This window comes from Novipirellula methanifontis (assembly GCF_052161655.1).
In the GTDB taxonomy this organism is placed as follows: Bacteria; Planctomycetota; Planctomycetia; order Pirellulales; family Pirellulaceae; genus Novipirellula.
Genome location: NZ_CP197418.1, coordinates 3,436,064 through 3,449,334 on the forward strand (window position 1 = coordinate 3,436,064; position 13,271 = coordinate 3,449,334).

A 13,271-nucleotide genomic window follows, 5' to 3' on the forward strand; every position below is an offset into this window, starting at 1 on the left:
GAGGAGAACTCTCCAATTCTAATCAAAACGCCATCTTCTCGTTGTTTCGCTACTTACATCGCAAGCACTACTCTTTGGGCACTTCGACCGAGTATGCCTGCTGCGCCTGAACCTCGTTTTGATAGCCCCGCATGGCTTTGCGGTTTCTCGCCCAGTCGCGGTTGTTATCCACATTAAGCGATTGAATCCGATTCACCTCGATATTTTTCTCCAACTCAGGGACCACAAAGTTAACATTGTTTGTTTTGCAATCCGCTGCACACTGAAGCAGCATTTTCGTGTTGTGGTTGAGCAATTGTTTTGCATCATCGACCTGTCCAGCATCTCGTAGCGCGGTAGCTCGAATGTTGTTTTCATTCGCGATTTGCACGGCGCAAAATGCGTAGGTTTCTAGGTCGCGATCTTTCTGCACTTCAGCAGCGACGTTACTGAAACGCACCGCAATACTACTGGTTAATTTATCCCTCGTCTCGGATGTCATGTTTTGGTATTTCACCGACACATCGACGAGCGGTTGTGTTTGTCCCGCTTCTCCCGCGTCAACCTCGACTTCCAAAACAAAGTAGCGTTCCTGACGCGAGTACAGTTGTGCCAAGGGGATGTGAACGGTATTGCCGGTGATGTCGGCACTGGTGCCCAAGACGCGAACGGGGCGTACGCCGGGTGCGACCGTCGCCACGATTTCAAAATCACAGGCGACAACGCTCATCAATTCTTTGAACTCGCTATTGAACACAGCGATGAGATCGTCGGCTTTTTCGACGAAAATGTGGTTGCCACTTCCGGCGCTGGCCAATTTGCTCATCAAGTCTTCGTTGTATCCGAGACCCAGTCCGAGCGTGCTGACGCTGATCCCTTCTTTGACCAGTGAAGCCCCGAGTCGCTGGAGTTCACGAGGACTCTTGGGGCCAACGTTTGCGATCCCATCGGACAACAGGATCACGCGGTTGACGGCATCGGATCCGATGAACTTGCGTACTTCGGCGGCCCCTTTGCTGACGCCTGCAAACAACGCGGTATTGCCGTCGGCTTTAATCCCACGAATTTTGGCAATGATCGATTCGCGATCGGTTGCCTTGGTTGCTGGCACCAAGACTTCGGTCGACGAGTTGTAGAGGATCACGGAAACGATGTCGCTGTCTTGCAGTCGACTGATTGCGGCAATCGCAGCGTTGCGAGCCTGTTTGATTTTCTCACCGCTCATCGATCCGCTCGTGTCAATCACGATGGCGACGTTCACCGGCGGCCGGTTTTTGGCTTGGGGGATCTCGGCTCCGGTCAAGGCAATGCGAATATAGTTTGTCGTTTTTTCGCCAGCCAAGATGGTCGGACTGGAAACGCCGACATCCAATCCGACTTGCGCCGCAGCTGCAGAGTCGACGGCCACGGGTGCGAGCAGACAAGCCGCAGCAACCGCCGCCAGCAAGTTGGGAATGCGATTTTGGTTGAACATGACGAGATCCTCCTTCAGTGGAAAAGGGAGGCGACCACGACGTGTTGGTGATCGCTTACTAAGATCATCAAACCATGTTCTCGACATTGAATGGTTCGCATGGAATCAAAACAATGTAAAAACAATCTCAGACCGCACCGCTTGCGGAAAGTTGGCCGCAAACACCCAAACCTTACGGGGCTTTGGCACTTGCCTTGTCATCTTCGACCGGAGGCATCACGGCTTTGGGTTTCTCGGTGACGGTTCCGGGGACCAACCACGGGCCTCGCGAGTTTTCTTTGATCAAACGCATCAGCTCGTCGCTGTCGATCGCTTCGACGTCGAGTAGTCGCTGGGTGACCGCTTCGAGTACCTCACGCCGCTGTTCTAGGATTTCGCGGGTTTGCACCAAGGCGTCCTCGATAATGCGAGCCACTTCCTTGTCGATCATCTTCGCCATTTCTTCGCTATGGTTCATTTGGTAGCCATCGCCACCACCGCTTGCGAGAAACGCGGATCGCGAACTGCGGCGAAAATTGATTCGCCCCATCCGGCTCATACCGTAATCCATCACCATGCTGCGCGCGATCTCGGTACAACGCTCGAGGTCATTCTGGGCTCCGGTGCTGATGTCTTGGAACGTCATTTCTTCGGTCAGCGTTCCAGCCAACAACACTTTCATGTTGCTTTCCAGTTCCGATTTGGTCATCAGATAGCGATCCGACTCGGGACGCTGCATCGTATAACCGAGTGCAGCTAAGCCTCGCGGTATGATGCTGACCTTGTGAACGGGATCGGTATTCGGCAGTGCGGCTGCAACGATCGCGTGCCCGGCTTCGTGGTACGCCACGCGAATTTTCTCGTCTTCGTTCATGACGCGGTTCTTTTTCTCCAGACCCGCCGTCACTCGCTCGACCGCTTCATTGAACTGCTCGATACCGACGGATTGCTTTTCCGCACGTGCGGCCAACAGCGCCGCCTCGTTGACCAGATTCGCCAAGTCGGCTCCGACGAAACCGGGAGTAATCGACGCAATTTCACGCAATTCCACTTTCTCGTCCAAACGCACGTTCTTGACGTGGACTTTCAAAATTTCTTCGCGACCGGCGACATCAGGGCGATCCACCAAAACGTGTCGATCAAAACGACCCGGACGCAGCAGTGCAGGGTCCAATGTTTCGGGGCGGTTGGTTGCCGCAACGATGATGACACCCGAGTTGGAATCGAATCCATCCATCTCGACCAACAGAGCGTTAAGCGTTTGTTCACGCTCGTCATGGCCACCGACCACGCTGCCGCTACGGCTTTTGCCTAACGCGTCAAGCTCGTCGATGAAAATAATGCACGGCGCCCGGCTGGTCGCTTGCTGGAACATATCACGCACGCGGGCGGCACCGACACCCACAAACATTTCGACAAAGTCGCTTCCTGAAAGACTGAAAAACGGCACTCCCGCTTCGCCTGCGATGGCTTTGGCCAGCAAGGTTTTTCCGGTCCCCGGAGGCCCAACTAACAAAACGCCTTTGGGAATGCGGCCGCCAAGCGATTGATACTTTTCGCTATTTTTCAAAAAGTCGACCACTTCGCGAACTTCATCGACCGCTTCTTCGATCCCCGCGACATCGCCAAACGTCAGCGGTAGCTCTTCTTGGCCGTACAGTTTTCCACGGCTTCGCGAAAACGACATCGGCGATCCGACGCCACCGATTCGGCGAAGCATCATGATGCCGAGCATCACTAAAACGCCGATCATCAGCAATTCAGGCCAATGTTGTTCGAAGAAGCGACTCGGACGATCGTTGTCCCAAACCACTCCGGATTCGGTCAGCAGTTCCGCGAGTCGACGATCCTCGGTCTCGTTCCCCGAGGTGTGGATGGTTTCGAACTCAATCGGCTCGAGCTTGGCTGCGGGCTTTGACCCCAGCGGCCGGTACAATACCGTTCCGATAATCTTTTCGTCGGACACTTTAATATTCTGTGGACGACTGTATTCGACTTTTTTGTCAGGATCACTTATCGATGCCACGACCAGCGATCGAGGATCAATCGCTACCGATTCCGATTTTTCTTCGCCGTTTTTATCGCCGGCCGCAGGTGGTTCCGCATCGCTCGCCACCGCTGATTCTGATGGAATCGGCTGGTCGTCGGAAATTGATGCAGGCTGAACGGCCGTCGTGGGTGGATTCGCCGCCTCCGATTTGCGGGCGTCCGCTTCTTTTTGCAGAAGGACTAGAAGATCCGGATACCGCAGGCGGTGACTATTATTGCTGAACAAAAACGTACTCAGCAGCACGGCGGAGACGATCGCGGCAAGCACCAACCACATATTTCCGCCAGATCGTGATTCGTTGCTGCTCGATTTCTTTCGCTTGTCGTCGGTCATTGAGTTACCAGAGAAGGGGCTCGATTTTGGTTATTTCGTGTGTCATCAAGTTGGAAAAGTGGGGTAAGCTTTCTGCTTGCAAGGCGATCCGAAATGCGTCATCGATGCATTCCTCGCCTCGCTTGCCCCCCGAACACAAAGACAAGATGACTCGTTAGGCAGTATTTTATTACGTATTGTTTGATTGCCCACGTCCATCGGCAAGCCTATCTTGGGCGGAACCAGATGGGGCGATCGATCGTAACGAAGGTTCCGGTCGTCCGGCAATCACCCCATAAGACATCATCGTGTACGTCTTTTGACTACATCAACACTGACGCAATCGTTCACTCGTCTTGCACTGAAAATTTTTCTCAGAGGGGATTCGATAAGGGGTCCGACCCTTTGGAGGCGAGTCGTTTCTGTTAAGTTTTTTGCCTCGCCCGAGAGGGTCAGATCCCTTTTCGAATCCCCTTTCAGACCAAAAAAATCTCGTGCCAGTGAATTCTGACGAAGCTTCCTCCCCCCATTCTCTCGCCGATTCCGGTTCTGGACCCGTTACTTTGGAAAAGCAGGACACCTCGGAATTGCAGTCGCCCGGCGCCGTGACGAACGTTGCCGTCCTAGGCGCGACCGGCAGCATCGGCACCGCGACGATCGACGTTTTGCACCATTTGGACCGAATCGACGAAACAAAAACGTGGAACCTTTGGGCTGCGTCGGGGCATCGAAACGTTGGTCTATTGAGCGAATTGGCAGGCCAGTTTGCTCGTCCGCCGCATCAGATCGTGTTGTCGGATCCCAAATCGGCAGCCGAATTTGCCGCTGGTAAAACGCTGACGAACACGCAAATCAAAACCGGTGCTGACGCGTTGGTCGAAATCGCCTCGGACCCCGAAGTCGATGTTGTAGTCGCCGCCATCGTCGGTCGCGCCGGACTGGAAAGCACGTTGGCCGCGATCGAGAGCGGAAAACGGGTCGCCTTGGCAAACAAGGAAACCCTGGTCGTCGCAGGCTCGCTGGTCCAAACGACGTTGCAGAAAACGAAGTCCGACCGTCGCGGTGCCGAAGTGTTGCCCGTCGATAGCGAACATTCTGCGATTTTTCAGTGCTTGGGTGACAAAGAACGTAGCGTTCACGGCGAAAACACCTGCAAGCCTCGCAAATTAATCCTGACGGCAAGCGGCGGCCCGTTTCGCAATGCATCAATTCAAGAGATGCATGACGCCACCCCTAAATTGGCACTGAATCATCCGACTTGGGATATGGGCCCCAAAATCACGATCGACTCGGCAACGATGATGAACAAGGCACTCGAAGTGATCGAGGCTCGCTGGTTGTTCGATATCCCCGCCGAATCAATTGAGGTTGTGGTCCATCCTCAATCGATTATCCATTCGATGGTCGAATTCGAGGACGGTTCGGTGATTGCTCAACTGAGCCCGCCGGATATGCGTTTACCCATCCAATATGCGTTGACTTACCCCCGGCGGCTCGCGTGCGAGACGCCGGCACTAGACCGAACCCGACAATGGGATTTGACGCTTCAGCCGGTCGACCGCGAGCGGTTTCCAGCTTTGGAGCTCGGTTTCGAGGTCGCACGGGTCGGGGGAACAGCCGGTTCGGTGGTCAATGCTGCCAACGAAGAAGCGGTCGGTCTGTTCCTGGAAGGAAAAATTCGCTTTACTGACATCGTGCCCGCGTGCCGCCGGACTTTGGAACACCATCATTTCGAGCCTCAACCGTCGCTAACCCGGCTGTTGGAGTTGGACCGATGGGCTCGTGCCGAAGTTCGCAAACAATATGCAACCTAAACCCTAATTAAATATGTTTATCGATTTACTTGCCCAGTTTTTGCCTTTGGCAGCCACCGACGAGGCTGGCGTTTTAACTTCGTTGGCGACCCAGATTTGGCAATGGGGACTCGTGGCCCTTGGTATCGGGCTGGTGATTTTCGTTCACGAGCTTGGGCACTTTGTCGCGGCAAAATCCTTTGGTGTGAAATGCGAAAAGTTCTATGTCGGCTTTGACGTGCCTATTCAGATTGGGCCGATCAAATTCCCGCGAACGCTCGGTAAATTCCAGTACGGCGAGACGGAATACGGGATCGGTATCATCCCGCTAGGCGGCTACGTCAAAATGCTCGGTCAAGACGACGATCCTCGCAAAGCCGAAGAAGAAGCCAAGCGAATTCGAGTCAATGACGCTGACGCCGCTGCGGATGATGAAGCCGACGAAGTCTCCACCGCACAGCTCGATCCACGCAGCTTTCCCGCCAAACCTGTTTGGCAGCGGATGATCATCATCAGCGCCGGCGTGGTCATGAATCTGATCACGGGTGTCTTGTTTGCTGCGATCGCGTACGGCTATGGCGTCACCTACAACCCCTCGATCATCGGGGGGGTGACTCCCGGCGGTCCAGCGTGGCAAGCGGGAATCGAACCTGGCGGACAAGTTGTCTCGGTGGGTGAACTTAGCGATGACCAAATGCATTTCCGCGAAATGCGGATGGCGATTCTCACCGAAGGTCTCGATAACCCCACCAAACCAATCAGCTTGGCGATTCGCTATGACGAGGGAATTCGCAAATACAGTCTGAAAACCGCATCGCACCCCGAGAATTCGGACGTGCGAATGATCGGGATCGTCAGCCCAACCTCAATCCAATTCAGCTCAAAAACAGTGGCAATGCCGGGCAGTGCGGCCGACACGGTGCTGACGGACGACGATGCGGGCGCGAAAATCGTTGCCTATGACGGCAGAAAGATCAACGATGACCTGATCGTTCCTTCGACGCCGTTTTTCAACTACTTGTATTCCAATCCAACGAAAACAATTTCGTTGACCTTGGAGCGGGCGGACGGGTCCGAGCACAAAGTCAACTTGCCGCCTCAGCAAGCCAAAATGCTTGGTGCTCGCTGGGCACTTAGTCCCATCACCAGTCTGGTCGAAGAGGGTGTTGCGGCAAAAGCGGGTGTCGAAGTGGGCGACGTGATCACGGCGCTAAACGGCGACACCGCCGTCGACGCCTATATGCTGCCCTTGGAATTGATCTCGGTCAAAGAACCGATTTCATTGACGCTACGGCGTGGCGAGGGCGAAGAGGCTCGCACCATCGAAGTCGAGCTCAGCCCTCAGGATTCGTTGCAAACCCACGCTCCCGATTCGCCCATCTCAGGTGAAATCGCGATCAATCGCTTCGGTTTTTCCTACCGTCCGCTGCCTACGGTGGCCAGTGTGTTGCCTAATTTGTTGGCGGGTGACAACGCCGATGCGGATCTTGAACTGCAACCGGGCGACGAGATCCAAGAGGTTCGCCTGATCACGTCCGATGGTGATTTACCGAAGCAACTTCAGGACGCTCGTTTCGAACCGATCGTCACGGTGCTTCGCGAAGGTTGGGAAAAAGATGGCCCGACACCGTGGGGTTCGCTGATCGAAACGATTCAATATTTGCCCGAAGGTACCGAGCTGCATGTGCTCGCCACGCGTTCGCCCAAAGGCCGCGTGATTGAAACCCAAGTGGTCGTGCAGCAAGACGACCGTGTCTGGTTCGAGCGAGGTCTCGGGTTGACCGCAAGTGAGTCAATTCAACAGGCCACTTCGGTGAGCAGCGCATTGTCGCTCGGTCTTCGCGAAGCCGAGCGTCGGTTGCGAGACGTCTTTCGCTTCTTGCGAATGGCAACCCAGGGCCGAGTCAAAATGCGTCACGTCGGTGGCCCCTTGGCGATCATGGACTTGGCAAAACAGGAAGCCGAGCGAGGAATTTCTCCTCAATTGTTGTTCTTGACGATGTTGAGCATGAACCTTGCCATTTTGAATTTCTTGCCGATTCCCGCACTCGACGGTGGGCATATGATGTTCTTGATCGCCGAAGCGATTCGCGGCAAGAAGCTGAACGAACAGCTTGAAATGCGACTAACCATGGCGGGGGTTTTGATGATCTTGCTGTTGATGGTGGTGGTGTTTGCCAACGATATTTTGCGATTGCTGTAACGCGGCGTGCGCAGTGGCCTAAGCAGGTAGGCAGATGTTTTTTGGCCGTTGGCCTGTTAGCCGCTTTGGTCAACGCTGTGAAGCCGCTTCTGGTAGCTACCGTCGCCAGAAGGTGGTGATTCGCATTGGACGCCCCACCATCCACGCTCTGGCAAGCGTAGCTACGAAATGCAAATGCCGATGTCAGACAGCATTCAAGACGAGCAGATCGTCGCTTACGAAGCGGCGATTGCCGAACTCGCGGCGACCACGCCAGCGGGTTCGGATCCTAAGGTCGCGAAACGACTTCGCCATCAATTTGGAAGCGATTCGTTTTACGAATTGATCGCGATTGCACTGCTGCAAAAAAAGGCTCGTCAGAAACTCGGCGACGGGGTCTGGTGGGCAACCGATCGTGCGTTGCAACAAGCAACCGCGTGGCAGGTCGCGAAGCTCAAGTCGGACTGGCTCGGTGATCATTTGGTTTACGATCTGTGCTGTGGCATTGGCGGCGACGCAATCCAACTGGCCAATCGTGCCAATGAAGATGGCATCCATCGTCATGGCGGCGTTGTTGCCGTCGATATGGATCCGGTGATTCTGCAATACGCCGACGCAAACCTTCGCAAAGTTAAGACTGGCGCGGCAACGTCCGGTGCATCGGGCATAGGGCAAGTTGTCGAAACCGTTTGCGAAGACGTGCTGAAAATCGAGATCCCCGCTGCGGCTGCGATTCATCTCGATCCCGATCGACGTGTGGGGGGAAAGCGGACGACTCGGCCCGAGGATTATCAGCCGGCTTTGGATGCGATCTTGCCACGAATCGAAGCGGCACCGGCCGCCATCATCAAGTTGGCTCCCGCAGCAAAACTCGATCTCGGCAATGCGACGCATCGATCGTGGATCTCGCTTTCGGGCAGCGTCCGCGAACAATCGCTCGTTTTCGGTGATGCGCTTCGGCGAGCGGAGATGATTCCGGGGGCGGTCTCGGCGATCGCGGTTCGCAGCGACGGCAGCATCTCGCGATTTGACTCGGGCGATCTTTCGGCGGCCGAGGTTGAATTGGTTCGCGCTGAATCGACAAAGTCGCCTGGGCAATGGATCATCGATCCCGATGCAGCGATTCGGGCGGCGGGGCTAACCGAATTTTTCGCTAGCAGCTATGGGTTGAAGACGCTCGGCGGTCCGACGGGATTTTTGACGAGCGAGGGGGATCTTGATCACGCCACGATGAAAAAAATTCAGTCCGTTGCGTCCGTCGGCGAAGTTATTTGGTCAGGAAGTTGTGATGAGCGAAAGCTGCGTCGCGAGCTTCGGCGAATGAATCATTACGCCGAAATGATCAAGGTTCGCGGCAGCGGCCATGACCCCGCGGTGCTTAGTAAGCGGTTCCGCGAGTGCGGGGAAACACCGGTGGGGCTTTGGATCGGCCGTGCGGGAAAGGGCGTTTTTGCGGCATTTACGCGTTAGCATGCCGATTATCGCGCGAGCGATCGCGGAGGCGAAGATGGCCGCTCGTCGCCAATTTCAGCGACTGGATTCGCGGAATGACGGTGCGACTTTTGCAGTCGGATTGGGGGGCGATGCGGCTACGAAAATCGTTGCGACGAGCGTATCCGTTCGTGACCTGCAAAATTCGCTGAGAAATGCTTGTACCAAACGCCCTCTTTGGGCTTGCGTGGGGAAGCGAAACCGGCATACTTACGCGCTTCCTCCGGCCGCGACCGTTTTGCTACGATCCGGCCTCCGAGGGCTGTGGAGCCGGCGTTCGGCGTTTACCGAAATTTATAGATAAATCACAATTTGACTGGAAGGTTGATCCAGCCATGGCAGACGTATTGCAGGTCGAGAAGCGTGAGCTAACAGGCTCCGCCAACACTCGGCGTTTGCGTCAGAGCGGTCGAATCCCCGCTGTATTGTACGGACACGGCGAAGCGACTGAGTCGCTATCGGTCCCATCGGACGAAGTAAAGTCGCTCTTGCGCCATCACGGCAAGACGGTTGAGCTCGCCGGTGCAATCAAAGAAACCGCGATGGTATACGCGATGCAGTGGGATCCCTTGGGGATCGAAGTACTGCATCTCGACTTGATGCGTGTCAATTTGTCCGAAAAGGTCGAAGTGACGGTTTCGATTCACGTTCACGGTGACCCGGTTGGAGTTCGCGAAGGCGGCATCCTGCTGGAAAACCAACACGATGTCGAAATTCGATGCTCCGCTGGCAGCATTCCCGAGAACCTCGGACTGAATGTTTCCGATCTTCATCTCGGTCAATCGTTGACCGCGGGTGACTTGGAATTGCCTGAAGGCGTCGAACTCGTCACACCTGCGGACACCGTGGTTGCTCACGTTGAAGAGCCTCGTGCGATGAAGTCGGAAGATGATGAGTCTGCCGAAGAAGCAGCCGAGCCTGATGTGATCGCCAAGGGCGGACCTAAGGACGAGGAAGACTAGGGTCAGTTAATCTGGCCTTGAGTTCACTGACATGAAGTTGATCGTCGGTCTGGGGAATCCTGGGCAAAAATACGAACAAACACGACACAATGTCGGCTTCATGGCAGCGGACAAAGTCGCGGCATTGATCTCAGCGAGTCCTTCGAAAGTTCGTTTTGAAGGACTGTGGGCTGAGGGATCTTTCCGCGGCGAAAAGCTTGCGATCCTTTGGCCACAGACGTTTATGAACGCCAGTGGCAAGAGCGTCAGAAAAGCAATTGATTTTTTTAAGCTGACCCCCGAAGAAATCGTCGTGATCTGTGACGATTTGAACCTTCCCTGCGGACGCCTGCGGCTCAAAGCCACCGGGTCATCAGGAGGTCAGAAGGGATTAGCTGATATTATCCGGCATCTCGGATCGGAGTCGTTTCCACGGCTGAAGATCGGGATCGACCGGCCTCCCGAAGGTTGGGAGGTGGTCGATTATGTGCTCGGACGATTCAATAAAAGCGAACAACAAGAGATCGAACAAGCGACAACTCGAGCTGCCTATGCCGCAATGGACTGGGCAACTAACGGGATCACGGCAACGATGACCGAGTACAACGGAGTGGTTTCGGCAAAGCAAGATGGCAAATCGAAGCCAAATCGCAAAGCCAAGCCGCCTCAGTAAGTTAGTAAGAAGTTACCCAACGCGTTAACGAGACCGCAGTTCCAAAACGACTGCCTGAACACAACGCTGCGGATTTAGAAGTGAGTTTCGAAACGGTGCTGGGCAAAAACACAGTATCTCGATAACATACCGCTTCAAGATAGACGAATTTCCTCAAAACAGCGCTGCGTTCAACGCACCCAATCAGACCGTAGAGAGACGATAAAACCGTGGCGAAAAACACTTACGAAACGCTATTCATCCTCGATAGCAACCAATACGCTCGCGATCCAGGCGGCGTCAGCAAGCAGATTGAACAGATCATCACCGAAAACGGAGGCAACGTTCTCGTTAGCCGAATGTGGATGGAGCAACGACTGGCGTACCCAATCGACAAGCACCAAAAAGGTACTTATTGGTTGACTTACTTCGAAATCGAAGGCGAACAACTCGTCAAGATCGAGCGAGCGTTCCAATTGTGCGAGCCCATTCTGCGTGAATTGACGCTCAAGCTGGACGCACGTTTGGTAGAGCCAATGCTTGCAAATGCACGCGGCGAATCCTTCAGTCCTTCGGCTCACGGCGACGAAGAAGAAGCGAAAGCTGACGATTCCGACGACGCTAAAGCCGAAGACGATGCCGTTGTGACCTCCGAAGCCTAGTATTTGCCAGAGAGTTGCTGCAGCGTTAGGATGACGGTTTGGTGCAAATTTGTATCCTGAATTGTCCGCTCGCTGAGAGCAAGTCGACGGGAATTGACCGTTGACGACCGGCAAATAACAGAGCAAAACATTTCGATCATTTAAAATGTTTCGGGGAAAATCATGGCAAGCTACAATCGCGTCGTCCTAGTTGGCAATATTACGCGTGACATCGAACTGAAGTACACCCAAGGGGGCACCGCAGTCACCGAAGTCACGATTGCCGTGAACGATCGCCGAAAGTCGGCTACCGGTGAATGGGTCGAGGAAACCACGTTTGTCGATGTGACGCTGTGGGGACGAACGGCCGAAGTGGCAAGCGAATACCTGAGCAAAGGATCACCGATCCTGGTCGAAGGCCGCCTGAAACTTGATATGTGGGAAACCGACGGCCAGAAACGCAGCAAACTTCGTGTCATCGGCGAACGCATGCAAATGCTAAGCGGCGGCGGCGGTGGTGGAGGAGGCGGAGGCGGCGAATCTCGCCAACGAAGCCAACCTCAGCGACGTGATGCGGTTCACGAAGAAAGCTACGGCTCGCACGATTACCAAGACGCCCCTGCGGCTCGCGAATCCCAACCCGGTCCGGCCGCTGGGCCACCTGCGGGCCAGCGAGAGGCGCAACCGACCGGAAACGGTCCCGGTTACGACGATCCAAACATCCCGTTCTAAAGCGTTCAATCGGATCCTTAGAACACCTCAATCTACCAACCAGTACATACCAACCCATTTGTTCACTCGAGTTTTGTGATGCCGAAACCAAAGACTAGCACGGGTCGATCGTTCAAGCGACCTTTCAAACGTTTGCCTAAAGGCGAAAACGGTGGCATTCAGCTACTGTTGATCCACAATGTTGAACACCTCGGCAAGCAAGGCGACATCGTCGAAGTCAAATCGGGCTTCGCGCTGAACTACTTGCTTCCGCAGGGCTTGGCGACCGTTGCAACCGACCATCACAAGCGAATGGTTGAAAAGCATCGTGAAAAATTGCGTGCTCTCGAACTCGAGAAGCTGAAGAGCTACCGCGACATGGCGGACGAGCTTGGCAAGCAATCGATCACGATCGAAGCCAATGCAAACGACGAAGGTCACTTGTACGGCAGCGTTGGAGCTCACGAGATCGTCGACGCCCTGAAGGGTGCCGGGTTCACGTTGGCGCAAGACCAAATTCGTCTCGAAGGTCCATTGAAGGAACTTGGCTTGTACACCGTCAAGGTTCACTTGCACAGCGAAGTCGATGCATCGCTGAAGGTTTGGGTCGTTCCAACCGTAGTAACCGAAGAAGTCTAATTTTGCTTGATAAAATAGGGCTGGCGGGCTTTCGGCATCGCCGCCTTATTCATTATCATCTGCGAATCAAGTCGGGGCTGTGGCGGAACTGGCAGACGCGCTGGATTTAGGATCCAGTTCCTTTACTGGAGTGCAGGTTCGATTCCTGTCAGCCCTACTGATTTCATGAAAGCGACTGCGTGACATGGTCACACAGTCGCTTTTTTTGTTTCAGGGCATGCACGGCCTTGACCTTGGCGTGGGTCGCGAATGTGTTGGCGGCTTCAGACAACGTCAACTTCAGCAAATCGGCGAGCCCTTGCGTAAACGGCATTCACGGCCAAATCGTCGAGGTCAACCCAGTGATTAGCTTCAATTTCGCTAGCACTCATTGACCAATCCGCAAATTGGAAATAAAGTTTCCCCGTAAAAGGCGTTGTTTTCGTGG

The 13,271-nt window shown here is 54.6% G+C and carries 11 protein-coding genes and 1 tRNA gene; 9 read left to right on the forward strand and 3 right to left on the reverse strand.

All coding sequences use genetic code 11. The features are described from left to right. Positions 1–67: 67 nt before the first annotated feature. Both SH528x_RS12270 and ftsH read right to left on the reverse strand, forming a co-directional pair. Complete coding sequence (locus SH528x_RS12270) at positions 68–1,453, reverse strand: vWA domain-containing protein (RefSeq protein WP_442510811.1); 1,386 nt, start codon at positions 1,451–1,453, stop codon at positions 68–70. 172 nt (positions 1,454–1,625) lie between these two features. Further along, complete coding sequence (gene ftsH / locus SH528x_RS12275; protein WP_442510812.1) at positions 1,626–3,815, reverse strand: ATP-dependent zinc metalloprotease FtsH; 2,190 nt, start codon at positions 3,813–3,815, stop codon at positions 1,626–1,628. A gap of 542 nt (positions 3,816–4,357) precedes the next feature. Here ftsH and dxr point away from each other — a divergent pair. The 9 genes from dxr to SH528x_RS12320 all read left to right on the forward strand — a co-directional run bounded on the left by dxr (position 4,358) and on the right by SH528x_RS12320 (position 13,001). Next, a complete protein-coding gene (gene dxr, locus SH528x_RS12280; RefSeq protein WP_442512114.1) occupies positions 4,358–5,608 on the forward strand; it encodes a 1-deoxy-D-xylulose-5-phosphate reductoisomerase in 1,251 nt (416 codons plus the stop codon). A 13-nt stretch (positions 5,609–5,621) separates the two neighbouring features. Beyond that, positions 5,622–7,790, forward strand: coding sequence for a site-2 protease family protein (locus tag SH528x_RS12285; protein ID WP_442510813.1), 2,169 nt, complete (start codon positions 5,622–5,624; stop codon positions 7,788–7,790). 180 nt (positions 7,791–7,970) lie between these two features. Beyond that, positions 7,971–9,239 carry a class I SAM-dependent methyltransferase gene (locus tag SH528x_RS12290; protein ID WP_442510814.1) on the forward strand — a complete coding sequence of 423 codons (1,269 nt, stop codon included), beginning with the start codon at positions 7,971–7,973 and terminating at the stop codon, positions 9,237–9,239. A gap of 356 nt (positions 9,240–9,595) precedes the next feature. After that, complete coding sequence (locus SH528x_RS12295) at positions 9,596–10,222, forward strand: 50S ribosomal protein L25 (protein ID WP_442510815.1); 627 nt, start codon at positions 9,596–9,598, stop codon at positions 10,220–10,222. A gap of 31 nt (positions 10,223–10,253) precedes the next feature. Continuing rightward, complete coding sequence (gene pth, locus SH528x_RS12300) at positions 10,254–10,874, forward strand: aminoacyl-tRNA hydrolase (RefSeq protein ID WP_442510816.1); 621 nt, start codon at positions 10,254–10,256, stop codon at positions 10,872–10,874. Positions 10,875–11,083: 209 nt separating this feature from the next. After that, positions 11,084–11,515 carry a 30S ribosomal protein S6 gene (gene rpsF / locus SH528x_RS12305; RefSeq protein WP_442510817.1) on the forward strand — a complete coding sequence of 144 codons (432 nt, stop codon included), beginning with the start codon at positions 11,084–11,086 and terminating at the stop codon, positions 11,513–11,515. Between the two features lie 162 nt (positions 11,516–11,677). Next, the gene (locus SH528x_RS12310; RefSeq protein ID WP_442510818.1) at positions 11,678–12,226 is read left to right on the forward strand and encodes a single-stranded DNA-binding protein; all 549 of its coding nucleotides are present in this window, start codon (positions 11,678–11,680) and stop codon (positions 12,224–12,226) included. A 78-nt stretch (positions 12,227–12,304) separates the two neighbouring features. After that, entirely contained in the window at positions 12,305–12,844 is a 540-nt protein-coding gene (gene rplI, locus SH528x_RS12315) for a 50S ribosomal protein L9 (RefSeq protein WP_442510819.1), read from the forward strand. A 73-nt stretch (positions 12,845–12,917) separates the two neighbouring features. Then, a tRNA-Leu gene (locus SH528x_RS12320) sits at positions 12,918–13,001 on the forward strand. Between the two features lie 6 nt (positions 13,002–13,007). On the opposite strand, the gene SH528x_RS12325 is transcribed toward SH528x_RS12320, so the two are convergent. Next, positions 13,008–13,157 (reverse strand): hypothetical protein, encoded by a 150-nt coding sequence (locus SH528x_RS12325; RefSeq protein WP_442510820.1) that lies wholly within the window; start codon positions 13,155–13,157, stop codon positions 13,008–13,010. Positions 13,158–13,271: the final 114 nt, after the last annotated feature.